Consider the following 15,612-nt stretch of genomic DNA (forward strand, 5'->3'; position numbering starts at 1 on the left):
CCCATGCCGGTCCTCTGAATCCGCTGAGCGGCCCAGCACGGTCTTCCCTGCCGTCCACGATGGCCCGGATTCGCACTGCTCCACGGGTGGGTGCAGCCTGCGGCAACCCGCCGGATGCCGAAATCCCAGGCTCCCCACCTGTGCCAGCTCACTCACCAGATTCACGAGCGTGAAAGGACATGACCCATCGGCGGGAAGTGGCATGACCACGATTCCGCCCTCCGGCGTCAGCTGCCCTCTCGGCGGTGCCAGGAGACACGACGAACACCACCAGCGGACCCACGTCCACGGCTGGTGGTGCTTCGTCTCCCGTCCCTGCCACCCCCGGAAGAGGAGACAGTTATGTCCGCCACCCCGCTCGCCATCTACCGTCCCGGTCTCGTTGTCGGCCGTGACGCCCAGGTCCTGCACCGCGCCGCTACGCCGGAGTTCTCCGGCTGGCTGGAGCACACCCGCCCCGCCGGCGGCTGTGCTCGCCCGATCCGCCTCACCGGCACCATCGCCGCCGTCGACCGGAACACCGGCCGCATTACCGGCCGGCTGCACACCGATGAGCTGCCCGACCGGACGCTGTACAAGGCGTGCGGCAACCGCCGCGAATCGGTGTGCCCGGACTGCGCCTGGGTCTACCAGGGCGACGCCTACCAAGTCGTCTGTCGCGGTCTGACCGGCGGCAAGGGCGTCCCCGCCTCGGTCGGCCGGCACCCGGTCGTCTTCGCCACCTTCACCGCACCGTCCTTCGGACCGGTCCACCACCGCCACGTCGCGCGCCACACCTGCCGCAACCGGCAACGTTGCGACTGCCGCCCCGCACCCTGCCGCGCCCGCAGCAACGCCGGCACCTGCCCACACGGGCAGCCTGCGGCGTGCTTCGCCCGCCACGACGCCGACGATCCGCGGCTCGGGCAGCCGTTGTGCCTCGACTGCTACGACCACGACCACCAGGTCGTCTGGAACTACTTCTCCGGCGAGCTCTGGCGGCGCACCAAACAGGCCGCCGACCGCCGCCTCGCCGTGCGCTGCCGCCGACGCGGCATCCCCTTTGTCCGGGTCGTCACCGCCTCGGGCAAGGTCCGATGGGTGCCGCCGGTGCGGGTGTCGCACGGCAAGGTCGCCGAAATGCAGCGGCGCGGCGCCGTGCACTTCCACGTCCTGCTGCGCCTCGACGGCGTCGACCCGGACGACCCGGACGCGCTCGTGCCGCCGCCGGCCGGCATCACCGTCGACGATCTGGAAGACGCGGTCCGCGTCGCCGCCCGGCAGATCACCGTCACCACGCCACCGCACCCGGACCAGCCCGAAGGCTGGTCGGTCGCCTGGGGCGAGCAGGTCGACGTTCGACGCATCAACACCGCTGCCGGCGAGCTGACCGACGGCAAGGTCTCCGCCTACCTCGCCAAGTACGCCACCAAGGCCACCGAAGCCACCGGCCACTCCTCCACCCGCCTCACCCCGGCCACCATCGACGACTACGCCGACCCCGAAGGCGACCACCTCGCCCGCCTCATCGACGCCTGCTGGCACCTCGGCCGCCCCGCCCACACCGACACCAGCAGTGGCGCCGCAACCGCCGACGACCGTCAAGACAGCCTTGACGCCAAACCCAACATCTACGGCGGCTTGCGCCGCTGGGCGCACATGCTCGGCTTCGGCGGCCACTTCCTCACCAAAGCCCGCCGCTACTCCGTCACCTTCCGCCTGCTCCGCGACACCCGCGCCACCTACCGCCGCGAAGAAGACGACCAACCGGCCGACACGATCACCGTCGGCACCCTCACCTACATCGGATCCGGCTGGCTCACCGAAGGCGATGCCCTGCTCGCCAACACCGCCGCCCGGCAGCGACGCGAGAGCAGACGCATCGGCCGGGAAGAACTCGCCCAAGAAGCCTGGCTCACCGGAGCCGCCGCATGACCCACGACCTGCGCCCCCGCTGGTACTCCCCCGCCGAGGTCGCCGTGCTGCTCGGCTTCGGCATCTCCAAGGTCAAGATGAAGATCGCCACCGGCGAGCTGCGCTCCATCAAGGACGGCAAGTACCGCCGCATCCTCCCCGAATGGGTCGACGACTACATCCGCGAACAGGTCGAACGCCAGGAGGCCGCCTGATGCCCGGACGCGCCCGAGCCAACGGCGAAGGCTCCATCTTCCCGTACCGGAACGGTTTCGCCGCCTACGTCTGGGTCACCAAGCCCGACGGCAAGCGCACTCGCAAATACGTCTACGGCAAGACCCGCGAAGCCGTCCACGACAAGTGGATCAAGCTGCACCAGCAGGCCAAGGCCGGACCGGTGGCGACCAGCGTCCCGACGGTCGGCAGCTTCCTCACGTGGTGGCTGACCGAGATCATCCAGCCGAACCGAGCACCGCTGACCTACGCCACCTACGAGACGTTCGTCCGCCGCTACATCTCCCCCGGCCTCGGGACCAAGCGGCTCGACCGGCTCCAGTCGCGGGACGTTCAGACGTGGATCAACCAGGTGGCTCGCACCTGCCAGTGCTGCGCCCAGGGCAAGGACGCCGCCCGCCGGAAGGACAAACGGCGCTGCTGCGCAGTAGGCCGCTGCTGCCATGCCGTCCCGTCGACGCGGACGGTGAGCGACATCCGGGCCGCGCTGCGGGCCGCCCTCACCCACGCCCAGGCCGAAGACCTCATCACCAGGAACCCTGCCGTGCCGGTCACCCTGGCCACGGTCCGCCGCCGTCGCGGCAAGTCCTGGTCGAGCGACGAGGCTCGCAAGTTCCTGGAATCGGCCCGCGCCGACGAGGACCCGCTCTACGCCGCCTACGCCCTGGTCCTCGTCACCGGCCTCCGCAAGGGCGAGGCCCTCGGCCTCACCTGGGAAGACGTCGACCTCGACACCGGAAAGCTGACCATCGGCCGCCAACTGCAACGCGTACGCGGCCAGCTCCTGCACCGCGACACCAAGACCCAGGCATCCGACGCCACCCTCCCCCTCCCCGACATCTGCCTGACCGCCTTCAAGCTCAGACAGCAACAACGCGACGAGGCTGAAGCAGCGGCCGGCAAGGCGTGGCACGAAACCGGACTCGTCTTCACCACCCGCTATGGCACACCCATCGAGCCGCGCAACTTCCAGCGGTCCTGGCAAACGAGATGCGAGAAGGCCAAGGTCAAGCCGATCACCGTCCACGACGCAAGAAGAACCTGCGCCACGCTCCTGGCAGACCTGGACGTCCATCCGCGAGTCGCCATGCGGGTGCTGAGGCACGCCCGCTTCTCGGTGACGACGGAGATCTACACGCAGGTATCGACCAAGGCGACCAGAGACGCACTCAAACGCCTCGGTGACTCACTCGGCCACTGACGGGACTGCTGTACTTAGCTGCTGTACGGGCAGCAAAAAGGCCACCCCCGATGACCGGGAATGGCCTTTGACCTGCGTGGGCGATACTGGGATCGAACCAGTGACCTCTTCGGTGTGAACGAAGCGCTCTCCCGCTGAGCTAATCGCCCTCAGCGCCGATGACTCTACCTGATCGAGACCCCGGACCAAAAACCGGGTCTCAGTGCGTCGCGAGGTAGTGCAGGGCCCGTGCCACGAGGTCGATCCCCAGGCTGTACTTGAGGGACAGCCACACCACGACCGAGACGAACACCAGCCCGACGGCGCCCAGCGCGCAGCGCACCGGCAGCGACCGGCTGGTCACCCAGCGCGTCCAGGCGTTGACGTGCCGGCGGGTGAAGGCGAGCAGCCGGCGCGCCCAGTGGAACTCGACGGCCCAGACGCCGAGGCCGGCGATCACCAGCAGCCAGCCGGGGCCGGGGAGCGGGATGAGCGCGAGGCCGACGGTGACGACGATGGCGCCGAGCACGCCGATGAAGATCTTGAGGGCGATCCGGCCGGTGGGGTTGGCCCGGATCAGTTCGAGGGTGGTGTGCAGGCGCCCGCGCCATCCCTCGCGGCGCCGCTCGGCGAGAGCGGTCCGCGGACCCCCTTCGACAGGCACCCCGTACCCCCGACTTTTGGCTGCTCGGGCCGCACCTTTCGGCGGGCCGGCCGTGGTCCTCGATGCCACCGAGGAACCCCTCGTGACCATTTCCACCCCCAGTGTCGCCCGGGACCGTCACCCCTGCTGAGGACTGGACGTTACCGGAGTAAGTCGACGACTGAACCACCCGTTGCCGGGCGGGACGAGGGACCGGGCGGGACCGGAAATCCTACAAGAATTTTCATGTTCTCACGGGCTTTCCGACCCCCTTCCCACCACTGGGTGAAGTCAGCGTATGGCGGAGCGTAGCCAGGAGCAGCACCTGAGTATGGGAAAAGCGGGACACGCGCGTTCCGCAGCGGTGCCGGGGGGAGAACGTCCATGAGTGTGATTCGACCGACGACCGTAGAGGTCGAGACGTCGCTAAGGCTCGTCGCGCCTGACGCCACCGCCTTGCCGGTGCGTGCCAGTCTGCGTTACGACCCTGCTGACCCGTATGCGGTCCATGTCCTGTTCCACGCCGAGTCCGCCGGCGGCGAGGCGGTGAGCTGGTCGTTCGCCCGCGAGCTGCTGGTCACCGGCCTCGACGAGCCGGCCGGCATCGGCGATGTCCGGGTCTGGCCGTGGGCCACCCCGCGCGGCGACTTCGTCGCGCTCGCGCTGTCGTCGCCGGACGGCAACGCCCTCTTCGAGGTCCCGCGCAGCGTACTGGTGCGCTTCCTGCGCCGGACCTACGTCGTCGTCCCGCGCGGCCGCGAGGCCGAGCACCTGGACGTCGACACGGCGGTGAACCGGTTGCTCGCCGGCCGCTGACACGGCACACCGGGGCCGCGCGGATCTGCCGAGTCCGCGCGGCCCCGGGCCGTCCGTGCCGGAGGTACGCCCACCGCGACTCAGCCGTGTGTGGTGATCCCACCGTCGACCGGGATCACGGCACCGGTCAGGTACGCGCCGGCCCGCGACGACAGGTAGATCGCCGTGCCCGCCATGTCCTCGGGGCGGCCGATCCGGCCCAGCGGCACCTGCTGCTCGATAGCCGACCGGGAGGCCGGGTCGTCCAGCGCGAAGGCCATCATCTTGCTCTCGAACGGCCCCGGCGCGATCGCGTTGACCGTGATCTTCTCGCCGGCGAGCTGGTGGGCGAGGCTGCGGGTGAGCATGTGCACGGCCGCCTTGGTCGCCGAGTAGGCGTACACCTCCATCCACGGCACCCGGATGCCGTCGATCGAGCCGATGTTGATCACGCGGGCGGGGTCGCCGGCGCTCGCCGACGCGCGCAGCGCGGGCAGCAGGGCGGTGGTGAGCCGGAAGACGGCCTTGACGTTGACGGCCCAGAGCTTGTCGAACGCCGCCTCCGGGTACGCCTCCAGCGGCGCACCCCAGGTGGCGCCGGCGTTGTTGACCAGCACGTCGAGCCGGTCGGTGCGCTCCCGCACGGCCTGCGCCAGCCCGACCGCACCCTCGTCGTGGCTCAGGTCGGCGGGGATCGCCTCGCAGTGCCCGTCGGCGGAGAGCTCCTTGGCCACGGCCTCGCAGACGTCGGCCTTGCGCGACGAGATGATGACCTTGGCGCCGGCCCGCACGAAACCCCGGGCGATCATCAGGCCGATGCCCCGCGAGCCGCCGGTGACCAGCACCGTCTTGCCTTCGACCGAGAACAGATCCGTCATGCCCATCCCATCGCCGGTGTGCGGGGCCGCGGGCCGGTGGGCCGGCCCGGGCGCTACCGATCGGTAACCTAACCGTCCCCGCTGGTGGCGACAAGGCCGGCCGGAACTGTCGAGATGCAACGTGCGCGGCGGGCGGTTACCGTCGGAACGATGGTCACTACCGGTCAGCCCTCCCCGGCCACCCGCACCGACCTGTCCGTCGACGCCGACGAGATCGCGACCGGTGCGCTCGCCGACCTGGCGCCCGCGTCCGGCTGGTCCCGGCCGGTCCTGCTCGACGCCGACCTGCTGATCCTGGTCAGCCACGGTCACGGCAGCGCGGAGCTGGACTTCCGCGCGCTCCCCTGCCGCCCGGGCACGCTGCTGCGGGCCCGCCCGGGTCAGGTGCTGCGCTGCCTCGGTCCGCAGCTCGACGCCACGGTGGTGCGCTGGGGCCCGGGCACGCTGCGCGGCCTGGACGTCGACCCGGACGCGGTGCCGGCCTACCGGCAGCTCGCCGGCGAGGACGAGGACGCGGTGATCAGCGAGGTGACCCAGCTGGCGGTGGACGCCGACCGGCACGCCGGCGTCCCGGCCGCCGCGGCGCTCCTGCGCCACCAGCTCGCCGTGCTGTTGCTGCGGCTGAGCCTGCTGCCCGCCGCCGGGGAGCGGGCGACGCCGCGGGCCGAGACGGAGACCTTCCGGCGGTTGTGCCGCGAGGTCGAGCGCGGCTACCGGCACACCCGCCGGGTGGAGGACTACGCCGCCCAGCTCGGCTGCTCGGTGCGTACCCTGACTCGGGCCTGCCTGGCCGTGACCGGCCGCAGCGCCAAGCAGGTGATCGACGAGCGGGTCGCCTTGCAGGCCAGCCGCCTGCTCGCCGCCACGGACGAGCCGATCGCCCGGATCGGCCGTCGGCTCGGCTTCCCCGAGCCGACCAACTTCGGTCGCTTCTTCACCCGCGAGGTCGGGGTGAGCCCGGGCGCCTTCCGGGCCGCCCGGGAGCAACCCCTGCCCGTCCGCATGGTGCGCCCTCGCCCGCCCGCCGACTCCCCCGCCCCCGCCGGCCGGGCATGATGGCATTGTGCAGATCTCCGCGCGCGGCGACTACGCGGTCCGGGCGGCACTGAGCCTGGCCACCGCGTACCCCACCCTGCTGTCCACCCAGGCCATCGCGGCCGAGCAGGACATGCCCCGCAAGTTCCTCGAGGCGGTCCTGGCCGACCTGCGCCGGGCCGGGATCGTCCGCGCCCAGCGCGGCGCCGAGGGCGGCTACACGCTGGCCCGGCCGCCGCGGGACATCACCATCGGGCAGATCCTGCGCGCCGTCGACGGCCCCCTCGCCGGGGTACGCGGGCTGCGCCCCGAGGAGACGCAGTACGAGGGTGCGGCGGAGAACCTGCCCCGGCTCTGGGTGGCCGTGCGCGCCGCCGTCCGGCAGGTGGTGGACGAGGTGAGCCTTGCCGAGATGGCCAGCGGGAAGCTCCCCGGCCACGTGCGCAAGCTGATCGCCCGCCCCGACGCCTGGGAGCCCCGCTGACGCCTCAGAGGGTGCTGACCACCTCGGCGTAGTCGAGCCGGGGCAGCCGCTCCCGCCAGGCGTCCGGCCCCGGCCGGCCGATGTTCATGAGCAGCAGCACCCGATGCCGGCCGGCCGGGAAGAACTCGCGCTCCACCCCGGCCGTGTCGAACCCGGCCATCGGGCCGGCGGCCAGCCCGGCGGCCCGCACCCCGACCAGCAGGTAGCCGATCTGGAGCGCGGCGTTGAGCCGGGCCTGGGCCTCCCGGCCGGCCGGGTCGCCTGTGAACCAGTCCCGCGCGCCGGGCCGGTGCGGGAACAGCTCGGGAAGCCGGTCGTGCCAGTCCACGTCGGCCGCGAGCACCGCGGTCAGCGGCGCGGCCGCCGTCTTGTCCCGGTTGCCGGAGCTGAGGTACGGCAGCAGCCGGGCCCGCGCCGCCGCCGAGCGCAGCAGCAGCACCCGCAGCGGCTGGGCGTTCATCGCGGTCGGGCCGTTCCGGACCAGGTTGTGGACGGCCCGGAGCTGCTCCTCGTCGACCGGCTCGTCGGTGAACGTGTTGGCCGTCCGGGCCGCCCGGAACAGCAGGTCCTGGGCGGCCCGGTCGAGCGCGAGCAGATCGGTGGCGGGTGCGCTCACCACGTCTCCGGCCAGGCGCCGAGCGTGGTGGTGTAGCCGCCGCGGTGGTGCACCAGCGGGTCACCGTCCTCGCCCGCGCCGAGCGCCAGAGGCTCGGCGAGCACGAGGATGTGGTCACCGGCCTCGACCCGGTCGACCACCCGGCAGAGCAGCACGGCCAGGGCGTCGGCGATCAGCGGCACCCCGAACGGGCCGGCCGCCCAGCCCGGGTGGGCGGCGAACCGGTCGATGCCGCTCGTGGCGAAGATCCTGGCCACCTCCTGCTGCCCGGAGGCGAGCAGGTGCACGGCCACGTGCTCGGCGCGTGCCACGGTCGGCCAGCTCGACGACTCGCGGCCGAGGCAGAACGACACGAGCGGCGGGTCCAGCGACACCGAGGTGAACGAGGTGGCGGTGAAGCCGGCCGGCGGCAGCGACGGCAGGCGCCGGCCGACGTGCAGGCCGGGGGTGGTCACCACGGTGACCGTGGACGCCTGCCGGCGCAGCAGGCCGCGGAACGTGTCGGCGTCGACCGGGCGCAGCTCGACGGTGCCGGTCCCGGGGCGGTCCACGGTGGTCATGCCGTCACCAGCTCACGGTCGGCGTAGGTGCTGGCCGGACGGGACAGCCCGTAGTGCTCGCGCAGCGTGCGGCCGGTGTACTCGTGCCGGAACAGCCCGCGCCGGCGCAGCAGCGGTACGACGTGGTCCACGAAGGCCTCCAGTCCGTGGGGCAGCAGGGGTGGCATGACGTTGAAGCCGTCGGCGGCGCCCTGGGTGAACCAGAGCTCGATCTGGTCGGCGATCTGCTCGGGCGTGCCGGCGACGACACGGTGCCCGCGGCCGCCGCCCAGCCGGCCGATGAGCTGCCGGATGGTGAGCTTCTCCCGGCGGGCCAGGTCGACGACGAGCTGGTAGCGGCTCTGGTGGGACTGCACGGCGGTGACGTCGGGCAGGTCGGGCAGCGGCCCGTCCAGCGGCAGCCCGGTGAGGTCGAGACCGGTCATGCCGGAGAGCTGGGCGAGGGCGTGCTCGGGCACGATCAGCGCCTCCAGTTCGTCGGCGAGGGCACGGGCCTCGGACTCCGTACCCCCGATCACCGGCGCGATACCGGGCAGCACCTTCACCCCGTCGGGATCGCGGCCGGCGGCGGCGGTGGCCCGCCGCAGCTCGGCGTAGAACGCCTGGCCGTCGGCGAGGGTCTGCTGGGCGGTGAAGACCGCCTCGGCGTAGCGGGCCGCGAACGCGATGCCGTCGGCGGACGAGCCCGCCTGCACCAGCAGCGGCCGGCCCTGCGGCGGTCGGGGGGTGTTCAGCGGGCCGTGCACCCGGAACCGCTCGCCGGCGTGCGCGATCTCGTGCACCCGGTCGGTGTCGGCGAAGACGCCGGCCGCGGTGTCGAGGACCAGCGCGTCGTCCTCCCAGCTGTCCCAGAGCTTGATCGCCACGTCGACGAACTCGGCGGCCCGGCGGTAGCGCTCGGCGTGTGCGGGATGGTCGTCGAGGTTGAAGTTGCGGGCCTCCCGGGCCTGCGCCGAGGTGACGATGTTCCAGCCGGCCCGGCCGCCGCTGAGGTGGTCCAGCGAGGCGAACTTGCGGGCCAGGTTGAACGGCTCGTTGTAGGTGGTGGAGGCGGTGGCGATCAGGCCGATGTGCTCGGTGGCGGTGGCCAGCGCGGCGAGCAGGGTGAGCGGCTCGAAGACGGCCTGGATGTTGTGCCGGACGGCCGGGCCGACGGCGAGCCCGTCGGCGAGGAACACCGAGTCGAGGGTGCCCCGCTCGGCGATCCGGGCCAGCTCCTGGAAGTGCGTGACGTCGGCGATGCGGCGCGGGTCGGTGCGCGGGTGCCGCCAGGCCGCCTCATGGTGGCCGACACCCATCAGGAACGCGTTGAGGTGCAGGGTTCGGGACATGGGTTTCCTCTCAGGCGGTGACGTCGACGCGCCAGGTGGAGAAGCGGCGTTCCCCGGCGACGAGGAGCTGGTTGACGACCAGGCCGATGGCGGAGATCGTGATGATCCCGGCGTACATGTCGGGGATCGCGAAGTTGTACTGGGCGTAGTTGATGAGGTAGCCGAGGCCGGCCTTCGCGCCGACCATCTCGGCCGCGACCAGCACGAGGATCGAGTACGCCCCGGCGAGCCGGACGCCGGTGAAGATGGTCGGCACGGCCGCCGGCAGGATCACCTTCTGGAACAGCCGCAGGTGGTTGAGCCCCATGGAGCGGGCGGAGCGGACCAGCAGCGGGTCCACGCCCTTCACCCCGGCGATGGTGTTCAGCAGGATCGGCCAGGAGCAGGCGTAGACCACGAGAGCGATCTTGGAGGTCTCGCCCAGCCCGAGGATGAGCACGAAGACCGGCAGCAGCGCCAGGGCGGCGGTGTTGCGGAAGACCTCCAGCAGCGGGCTGAGCAGGTCGGCCAGGGGCCGGTACCAGCCGATCAGCAGGCCCAGCGGGATCGCGGCGGCCACGGCCAGGGCGAGCCCAGTGAGCGAGCGGGTCAGGCTGGCGCCGACGTGGTCGGCGAGCTGCCCGGTGCGCAGCAGCATCCACCAGGCGGTGAGCACCTCGGACAGCGGGGGCAGGAAGACCCGGTCGACCAGCCCGGCGCGGGGTGCGGTCTCCCAGATCGCGGCCAGGGCCAGCAGCGCGACGCTGCGGTGCAGGGCCCGGCCGCCCAGTCCGAGCAGCCGTCCGGGCAGGGCGGGCGCGGCGGCGGGGGCCGCGGCGGTCACGGCGGGCCGGGCCGCCTGACGGACGGGCCGTTCGGCGATGTCAACCAACGCGGGCCTCCTCTCGTACGGCGGACTGGGCGGCGCGCACCTCGTCGCGCAGCAGCGTCCAGATCTGGTGTCGGTGGTGGCGGAACGCGTCGGAGGAGCGCAGGTCCTCCTGCGCCTCCCGGTCGCCCAGTTCGATGTCGATGACCTCCTTGATCCGCCCGGGGCGGGAGGTCATCACGGCGACCCGCTGGCCCAGGTGGACGGCCTCGTCGATGCCGTGGGTGATGAAGACGATGGTCTTGCCGGTGGCCTGCCAGATCCGCACCAGCTCGTCCTGGAGCGAGTCGCGGGTCTGCGCGTCGAGCGCCGCGAACGGCTCGTCCATGAGCAGCACGTCGGGGTCGTACGCGAGGCTGCGGGCGATGGCCACCCGCTGCTTCATCCCGCCGGACAGCTCGTGTGGGTAGCGGTCGGCGAACCCGGCGAGCCCCACCAGGTCGAGGTGGTGAGCGATCAGGCCGGCGCGGTCGGCGCGCGGCACGCCCTTGGCCTCCAGCCCGAACGCGACGTTGCCGGCGGCGGTGCGCCAGGGCAGCAGCGCGTACTGCTGGAAGACGATGCCCCGGTCCAGGCCGGGACCGGTGACCGGGAGACCGTCGACCAGCACCTGGCCGCCGCTGGGGGCGGAGAGCCCGCCGAGCAGGTCGAGCAGGGTGGACTTGCCGCAGCCGCTGGGGCCGACGACGACCAGGAACTCGCCGGGGCGTACGCCGAGGGTCAGCTCGTCGAGCGCGGTGACCGCGCCGCCGCTGCCCCGCCGGCCCGGGAAGACCTTCGTCACCCGGTCGAAGAGGATCTTGTCGGTGCTCACGCGCCACCACCGGTGGCGGCGAACTCGTTGAACCGGTTGGTGTAGAGGTCGGCGGGCTTCGGCCGGTCGCCCTTGAGCTCGCCGGAGTCGGCCAGCCAGTCGATCCAGGTGGTGAACTCCCGGTCGCTGATCAGACCGCCCTTGCCGGCCACGCCGCTGGACTTCCAGTACCTCACCAGGGACGGGTCCTCGTTGCGGCCGCGCTTGGCGATGATGGACTCCAGCCGAGCGACGACCGTCTCCCGGGGCTGGGTCCGCGCCCACTCGACGGCCCTGCCCACCCCGCTGACGAACGTCCGGACGGTCTCCGGGTTGCGCTTGATGAAGTCGTCCCGGAAGACGTAGCTGCCGCCGCTGAACGCGCCGAGCAACTCGTAGTCGGTGAAGACGGTGCGGACGCCGCCGGCGGCGACGGCCTTGTCGCGGATCACGCCGCCGAGCACCGCGACGTCGATCTGGTGCTGCCGCAGCGCCTGCTCGATGTTGACCGGCGGCAGCGCGACCAGCTCGACCCGCTCGATCTCGGCGGGGGTCAGGCCGCCCTTGACCAGCCAGGTCTTGAGCACCGCCTCGGCGTGCGCGCCGAGCGTGTTCATGCCGACCTTCTTGCCGATGAGATCGCGGGGGCCGCGGATCGGGCTGTCGGCGAGGACGTAGTAGCCCTGGAAGGTCTGCGCGTCGGAGCCGTAGTAGGCGATCACGGCGGTGATCGGGGCGTGCGCGGCCCGGAGCTTGACGATCGCGCCGTTGAAGGCGCCGCCGAAGTCGGTCTGGCCGGTGGCGGTGGCCTGGATGTCGGCCGGGCCGCCGGTGACGTTGCCGATCCAGTTGAGCTTGACGTCGCCGAGGTAGCCGAGGTCGGCGGCGAGTTCGGGGAGGGTCACCTGGCCGACCGAGCCCTGGTAGCGCAGCTGGGTGGTCTGCCGGCCACCGGCGGTGGCGTCGGCGCCGCAACCCGCGGCGGCGGTGAGGGCGAGCAGGGTGACGACGGCGGCGAGGGTACGCCGCAGCGACTGACGGGTGGAGGGCATGGAGAGGTCTCCTGATCTGTCCACGATGCGGTGGCGAGGGCCCGCGAAGGGCGTGGGAGCACGCCGCTGCCGGCCGGGCCACGATGCGCCGGCGACGGGAGCGGACGAGCGGAGGAGAGGTGACGACCGGAAGCGGTCAGCTCAACAGAGCGCGCTCGCGTGCCGGACCAGGTCGACGTGCACGCGAGCGGTGAGGAGAAGCTCGTCCCGCTGCGACATGACCTCATGCTGCCGACCGTTCTCCGCGCCGGTCAATGCCCTTCCAAAGAGTGAGACTTGCGTCGCTGGCATTGTTACCACCCATCACCACCAGCATTTACCGCCCCTTAACACCTACCCGTTGAATAGAGATTGTGACGGGTGGGGCGAGCACCGTCCAGACCAGATCCGACCGGGTTTCGCACACCGCCGGTTCGGGCATGTTCGATGCCGCAGAGGCAGGGAGATGACGAGAGAGGAGCCCCCGATGGGCATCGTGTTCCGCAAGCGGCAGAAGTACGGCCCGCTGATCCTGAACTTCACCGAGAACGGCTTCTCCTCGTGGAGCATCAAGATCGGCCGCTGGTCGTGGAACTCGCGGTCCCGCGCCCACCGCGTGGACCTGCCGGGGCCGCTCTCCTGGAAGCAGGACAAGTCCCGGGCGTGACGTCCCGAGGTCGCGCGGGGTGCCGGTGGTTCACCGGCACCCCGCTCGGCGTCCGGGCCGGGTTCGTCGTTCCGCCGACGGGAACGTCGTCACGACGGAGAATCGCGGGGTGGCGGACCCTTCCTTCCGGCGGGAGCGGTGGCGGGCCGCGGCGGCCGTCGCGCTGCTGCTGCTCGCCTACTTCGTGGTCCCCGTCGCGCCGGACCCGAACGGCCTGCGGCTGGCCCTGCGCTCCCTCGGCACCCTGATCCTGGTGCTCGTGGTCGCGTTCCTGGTCACCGGCCAGGTACGCCGCCAGCTCGCCGCCACCCAGCCGACCGACGGCGCGGAGACCCGGGCGCTGATCCGGCTCGCCGTCGCGCTGATCGCCGGGCTGCTGGTCTTCGCCCTCGCCGACTACGTGGTGGCGAGCAGCCGGCCCGGCGAGTTCAACGGCCTGCACACCCGGATCGACGCGCTCTACTTCGCGCTCGCCACGCTGACCACGGTCGGCTACGGCGACGTCAACGCCGCGGGGCAGATCGCCCGGGTCGTGGTCAGCGCGCAGATGGTGTTCAGCATCGGGGTGATCGCCACCGGGGCGTCCATCGTGGTCAAGCAGATGACCCAGCGGCCCCGCCCGACGCGGCGCTGATCACCACGTCCCCGCCGAGGCGGCCGTGCCCGGGGTCCCTGGTCACCGCGCCGGCCGAGAGCAGCGAGGCGAGCGCCCGGTTCGCGTCGGCGGCCCGGTAGACCGTCGAGGTAGCGGCGAAGCGGCGCAGCTCGGTCACCGTACGCGGGCCGGAGCGGGTGAGTTCGGCCAGCAGTTCGCGGCGCAGCGGGCCGGGCTCCGGGTCGAGGCTGATGTCGAGCAGCCGCCCCGCCGGGTCGGCCGGGTCGCGGTAGCGCACGCCGGCGTACTCGTCGACCGCCCACAGGGCGTCCTTGACCGCTTCGAGGCCGCGATCAGAGCCGGTGGCGTAGCCGAGCAGGCGGGCCGGCCCGCCGTCGGCCGGCACCAGCTCGACCTCGGTGACCAGCGGAAATCCGGCACCGGTCAGCGCCGGGCGCAGCGACCGGCCGGGCGCGGTGACCAGCAGCACCTCGGCCGGGCGGCCGGACGCGGCGGCGGCCAGCAGGGCCGGGTCGGGCTCCCCGCCGTCGACGACGGTGAACAGCGGGGCGCCCGCCGCGCCGGCCGCCCTGAGCGCCACCGGCAGCCGGTCGGGCCGGCCCGGCACCACGTGCACGGCGACGTCCGCCGGCAGGGCCGCCTCCGCCGCACCCAGCCGGGCCGGCAGGTCCTCGCCGCCGTCGGCGACCACCAGCACGGTCAGCCGGCGGCCACGCAGCCGGTCGGCGAACTCGGCCACCACCCGCAGCGCGGCCTCCGCGCCGGCGGCGTCGCTCCCGGCGTACGCGAGGGCCAGGGTGGCCCGCCGCGCCCGGTGCAGGGCGGCGGGCAACCAGTGATCGAGTTGCCGGACGAGCAGCTCGCGCAGGACGGCGTCGGTCGACATGCTGCCGTTCTACCGCATGTGCCCCGTCAGGCGGGAATGGAGATGCCCACGCCGCCACGGGTCTGGCCGCCGTAGCGCTGCCGCTCGCGGTCGAGGTCGAGCCGGCCGATCCGCTTGCGGGCGGCCAGGGCGTCGTCGTCGAGCAGGTCGGCCGGGACGATCCAGACGATCTCGAACTCCAGCCCGTCGGGGTCGCGGCCGTAGAGGCTCTTGGTGGTCCCGTGGTCGGAGGCGCCCACCAGGGCGTCCGCGGCGGCCAGCCGCTCGGCGGTGGCGCCCAGCTCGTCCAGGGTGTCCAGCTCCCAGGCGAGGTGGTAGAGGCCGACGGTGGCCCGGCCCGCCGGGGAGGGACCGGCGGCCGCGCCGATCTCGAAAAGCCCGAGGTCGTGGTCGTTGGTGGAGTCGGGCGCCTGGAGGAACGCGGCGCCGCGGAAGCCGTCGGGCGTCATCGCCACCGGGCGGAAGCCGAGCACATCGCGGTAGAAGGCGACGCTGCGGTCGAGGTCACGGACGTAGAGGACGGCGTGGTTGAGGCGGTGGATTCCCATGCCACCGACGGTAGCGCGATTTCGTTGAGCGTTCAACAACAGGCGCTATGATGGCTGTCATGACCCGGTGGCTGGATCCTGACGAGCAGCGGACCTGGCGGGCGTTCCTCGCCGCCTCCCGGGCGCTGATGGACACCCTCGACCGCGAGCTGCAACGCGACGCCGGGATGCCGCACGCGTACTACGAGATCCTGGTCCGGCTCTCCGAGGCCCCCGACCGGCGGCTGCGGATGAGCGACCTGGCCGACGCCACCGGCTCCTCCCGCAGCCGGCTCTCACACGCGGCCACCCGCCTGGAGGCCGCCGGCTGGATCCGCCGGGAGGAGTGCCCCACCGACCGGCGCGGCCAGCTCGCCGTCCTCACCGACGCCGGCTACGCCACCCTGGCCGCCGCCGCGCCCGGCCACGTCGCCGGCGTACGCCGTCACCTATTCGACGCGCTCAGCCCGGCCCAGGTGGACCAGCTACGGCGGATCAGCGAAGCGCTGGCCGACCACCTGACCGGATCGCGACCAAACTGATCCACTGCGGGTCTTGTACTTACCGTCGTCGGA

General features: G+C 72.4%; 20 protein-coding genes and 1 tRNA gene. 9 read left to right on the forward strand and 12 right to left on the reverse strand.

Translation table 11 applies throughout. From position 1 onward, the window contains the following. Positions 1 to 342 precede the first annotated feature (342 nt). From ABZW14_RS21980 to ABZW14_RS21990, 3 genes are read left to right on the forward strand one after another with little or no spacing between them, the layout of a single operon-like run. A complete protein-coding gene (locus tag ABZW14_RS21980; RefSeq protein WP_355349608.1) occupies positions 343 to 1,914 on the forward strand; it encodes a replication initiator in 1,572 nt (523 codons plus the stop codon). Further along, positions 1,911 to 2,108, forward strand: coding sequence for an excisionase family DNA-binding protein (locus tag ABZW14_RS21985; RefSeq protein WP_107075187.1), 198 nt, complete (start codon positions 1,911 to 1,913; stop codon positions 2,106 to 2,108). The genes ABZW14_RS21980 and ABZW14_RS21985 overlap by 4 nt, the downstream gene beginning before the upstream one ends. After that, entirely contained in the window at positions 2,108 to 3,328 is a 1,221-nt protein-coding gene (locus ABZW14_RS21990) for a tyrosine-type recombinase/integrase (RefSeq protein ID WP_355349440.1), read from the forward strand. The genes ABZW14_RS21985 and ABZW14_RS21990 overlap by 1 nt, the downstream gene beginning before the upstream one ends. 77 nt (positions 3,329 to 3,405) lie before the next feature. Here ABZW14_RS21990 and ABZW14_RS21995 read toward each other — a convergent pair. Both ABZW14_RS21995 and ABZW14_RS22000 read right to left on the reverse strand, forming a co-directional pair. Next, positions 3,406 to 3,477 (reverse strand) — tRNA-Val (locus tag ABZW14_RS21995). A gap of 50 nt (positions 3,478 to 3,527) precedes the next feature. After that, positions 3,528 to 4,061, reverse strand: coding sequence for a TIGR02611 family protein (locus ABZW14_RS22000; protein WP_355349443.1), 534 nt, complete (start codon positions 4,059 to 4,061; stop codon positions 3,528 to 3,530). Between the two features lie 273 nt (positions 4,062 to 4,334). Here ABZW14_RS22000 and ABZW14_RS22005 point away from each other — a divergent pair, with 273 nt between their 5' ends. Further along, the gene (locus tag ABZW14_RS22005) at positions 4,335 to 4,766 is read left to right on the forward strand and encodes an SsgA family sporulation/cell division regulator (protein ID WP_007457244.1); all 432 of its coding nucleotides are present in this window, start codon (positions 4,335 to 4,337) and stop codon (positions 4,764 to 4,766) included. 80 nt (positions 4,767 to 4,846) lie between these two features. Here ABZW14_RS22005 and ABZW14_RS22010 read toward each other — a convergent pair whose 3' ends face one another. Next, a complete protein-coding gene (locus tag ABZW14_RS22010) occupies positions 4,847 to 5,623 on the reverse strand; it encodes a RhlG family 3-oxoacyl-ACP reductase (protein ID WP_355349446.1) in 777 nt (258 codons plus the stop codon). Between the two features lie 150 nt (positions 5,624 to 5,773). Between ABZW14_RS22010 and ABZW14_RS22015 the strand changes: the two genes are divergently transcribed. Both ABZW14_RS22015 and ABZW14_RS22020 read left to right on the forward strand, forming a co-directional pair. Then, the gene (locus ABZW14_RS22015; protein ID WP_355349449.1) at positions 5,774 to 6,679 is read left to right on the forward strand and encodes an AraC family transcriptional regulator; all 906 of its coding nucleotides are present in this window, start codon (positions 5,774 to 5,776) and stop codon (positions 6,677 to 6,679) included. Positions 6,680 to 6,686: 7 nt separating this feature from the next. Then, positions 6,687 to 7,142 (forward strand): Rrf2 family transcriptional regulator, encoded by a 456-nt coding sequence (locus ABZW14_RS22020; RefSeq protein WP_189198168.1) that lies wholly within the window; start codon positions 6,687 to 6,689, stop codon positions 7,140 to 7,142. A 4-nt stretch (positions 7,143 to 7,146) separates the two neighbouring features. On the opposite strand, the gene ABZW14_RS22025 is transcribed toward ABZW14_RS22020, so the two are convergent. The 7 genes from ABZW14_RS22025 to ABZW14_RS22055 form a co-directional block, all read right to left on the reverse strand. Continuing rightward, positions 7,147 to 7,758 (reverse strand): malonic semialdehyde reductase, encoded by a 612-nt coding sequence (locus ABZW14_RS22025; RefSeq protein WP_355349453.1) that lies wholly within the window; start codon positions 7,756 to 7,758, stop codon positions 7,147 to 7,149. Then, positions 7,755 to 8,318 carry a flavin reductase family protein gene (locus tag ABZW14_RS22030; RefSeq protein WP_355349456.1) on the reverse strand — a complete coding sequence of 188 codons (564 nt, stop codon included), beginning with the start codon at positions 8,316 to 8,318 and terminating at the stop codon, positions 7,755 to 7,757. Before ABZW14_RS22030 ends, ABZW14_RS22025 begins: the two co-directional genes overlap by 4 nt. After that, a complete protein-coding gene (locus ABZW14_RS22035; protein WP_355349459.1) occupies positions 8,315 to 9,649 on the reverse strand; it encodes an LLM class flavin-dependent oxidoreductase in 1,335 nt (444 codons plus the stop codon). Before ABZW14_RS22035 ends, ABZW14_RS22030 begins: the two co-directional genes overlap by 4 nt. A 10-nt stretch (positions 9,650 to 9,659) precedes the next feature. Further along, on the reverse strand, positions 9,660 to 10,520 hold the full coding sequence (locus ABZW14_RS22040; RefSeq protein WP_355349462.1) for an ABC transporter permease: 861 nt from the start codon (positions 10,518 to 10,520) through the stop codon (positions 9,660 to 9,662). Beyond that, positions 10,513 to 11,331: an ABC transporter ATP-binding protein gene (locus ABZW14_RS22045; RefSeq protein ID WP_355349465.1), complete on the reverse strand. Its 819-nt coding sequence runs from the start codon at positions 11,329 to 11,331 to the stop codon at positions 10,513 to 10,515. Before ABZW14_RS22045 ends, ABZW14_RS22040 begins: the two co-directional genes overlap by 8 nt. Continuing rightward, the gene (locus ABZW14_RS22050; RefSeq protein WP_355349467.1) at positions 11,328 to 12,362 is read right to left on the reverse strand and encodes an ABC transporter substrate-binding protein; all 1,035 of its coding nucleotides are present in this window, start codon (positions 12,360 to 12,362) and stop codon (positions 11,328 to 11,330) included. Before ABZW14_RS22050 ends, ABZW14_RS22045 begins: the two co-directional genes overlap by 4 nt. A 141-nt stretch (positions 12,363 to 12,503) precedes the next feature. Next, positions 12,504 to 12,653, reverse strand: a complete 150-nt coding sequence (locus ABZW14_RS22055) for a putative leader peptide (protein ID WP_355349470.1) — start codon at positions 12,651 to 12,653, stop codon at positions 12,504 to 12,506. Positions 12,654 to 12,828: 175 nt separating this feature from the next. Here ABZW14_RS22055 and ABZW14_RS22060 point away from each other — a divergent pair, with 175 nt between their 5' ends. After that, positions 12,829 to 13,008, forward strand: a complete 180-nt coding sequence (locus ABZW14_RS22060; protein WP_091270009.1) for a DUF4236 domain-containing protein — start codon at positions 12,829 to 12,831, stop codon at positions 13,006 to 13,008. A gap of 109 nt (positions 13,009 to 13,117) precedes the next feature. Further along, positions 13,118 to 13,642, forward strand: a complete 525-nt coding sequence (locus ABZW14_RS22065) for a potassium channel family protein (RefSeq protein WP_355349473.1) — start codon at positions 13,118 to 13,120, stop codon at positions 13,640 to 13,642. Here the strand turns inward: ABZW14_RS22065 and ABZW14_RS22070 are convergent. Together ABZW14_RS22070 and ABZW14_RS22075 are read right to left on the reverse strand one after the other, a co-directional pair. Beyond that, positions 13,602 to 14,510, reverse strand: a complete 909-nt coding sequence (locus ABZW14_RS22070; RefSeq protein WP_355349476.1) for a hypothetical protein — start codon at positions 14,508 to 14,510, stop codon at positions 13,602 to 13,604. The two genes, ABZW14_RS22065 and ABZW14_RS22070, sit on opposite strands and share 41 nt — an antisense overlap. 26 nt (positions 14,511 to 14,536) lie before the next feature. Further along, complete coding sequence (locus ABZW14_RS22075) at positions 14,537 to 15,058, reverse strand: VOC family protein (RefSeq protein ID WP_355349479.1); 522 nt, start codon at positions 15,056 to 15,058, stop codon at positions 14,537 to 14,539. Between the two features lie 50 nt (positions 15,059 to 15,108). Here ABZW14_RS22075 and ABZW14_RS22080 point away from each other — a divergent pair, with 50 nt between their 5' ends. Further along, positions 15,109 to 15,579, forward strand: coding sequence for a MarR family transcriptional regulator (locus ABZW14_RS22080; protein ID WP_355349482.1), 471 nt, complete (start codon positions 15,109 to 15,111; stop codon positions 15,577 to 15,579). Positions 15,580 to 15,612 lie beyond the last annotated feature (33 nt).

It is taken from the genome of Micromonospora sp. NPDC004551 (assembly GCF_040609975.1).
GTDB lineage: Bacteria > Actinomycetota > Actinomycetes > Mycobacteriales > Micromonosporaceae > Micromonospora.

Coding starts and splice junctions, on each gene's coding strand:
- ABZW14_RS21980 (WP_355349608.1), top strand. CDS start 343: ATGTCCGCCACCCCGCTCGCCATCTACCGTCCCGGTCTCGTTGTCGGC.
- ABZW14_RS21985 (WP_107075187.1), top strand. CDS start 1,911: ATGACCCACGACCTGCGCCCCCGCTGGTACTCCCCCGCCGAGGTCGCC.
- ABZW14_RS21990 (WP_355349440.1), top strand. CDS start 2,108: ATGCCCGGACGCGCCCGAGCCAACGGCGAAGGCTCCATCTTCCCGTAC.
- ABZW14_RS22000 (WP_355349443.1), bottom strand. CDS start 4,061: ATGGTCACGAGGGGTTCCTCGGTGGCATCGAGGACCACGGCCGGCCCG.
- ABZW14_RS22005 (WP_007457244.1), top strand. CDS start 4,335: ATGAGTGTGATTCGACCGACGACCGTAGAGGTCGAGACGTCGCTAAGG.
- ABZW14_RS22010 (WP_355349446.1), bottom strand. CDS start 5,623: ATGACGGATCTGTTCTCGGTCGAAGGCAAGACGGTGCTGGTCACCGGC.
- ABZW14_RS22015 (WP_355349449.1), top strand. CDS start 5,774: ATGGTCACTACCGGTCAGCCCTCCCCGGCCACCCGCACCGACCTGTCC.
- ABZW14_RS22030 (WP_355349456.1), bottom strand. CDS start 8,318: ATGACCACCGTGGACCGCCCCGGGACCGGCACCGTCGAGCTGCGCCCG.
- ABZW14_RS22035 (WP_355349459.1), bottom strand. CDS start 9,649: ATGTCCCGAACCCTGCACCTCAACGCGTTCCTGATGGGTGTCGGCCAC.
- ABZW14_RS22050 (WP_355349467.1), bottom strand. CDS start 12,362: ATGCCCTCCACCCGTCAGTCGCTGCGGCGTACCCTCGCCGCCGTCGTC.
- ABZW14_RS22055 (WP_355349470.1), bottom strand. CDS start 12,653: ATGCCAGCGACGCAAGTCTCACTCTTTGGAAGGGCATTGACCGGCGCG.
- ABZW14_RS22060 (WP_091270009.1), top strand. CDS start 12,829: ATGGGCATCGTGTTCCGCAAGCGGCAGAAGTACGGCCCGCTGATCCTG.
- ABZW14_RS22070 (WP_355349476.1), bottom strand. CDS start 14,510: ATGTCGACCGACGCCGTCCTGCGCGAGCTGCTCGTCCGGCAACTCGAT.
- ABZW14_RS22075 (WP_355349479.1), bottom strand. CDS start 15,058: ATGGGAATCCACCGCCTCAACCACGCCGTCCTCTACGTCCGTGACCTC.
- ABZW14_RS22080 (WP_355349482.1), top strand. CDS start 15,109: ATGGCTGTCATGACCCGGTGGCTGGATCCTGACGAGCAGCGGACCTGG.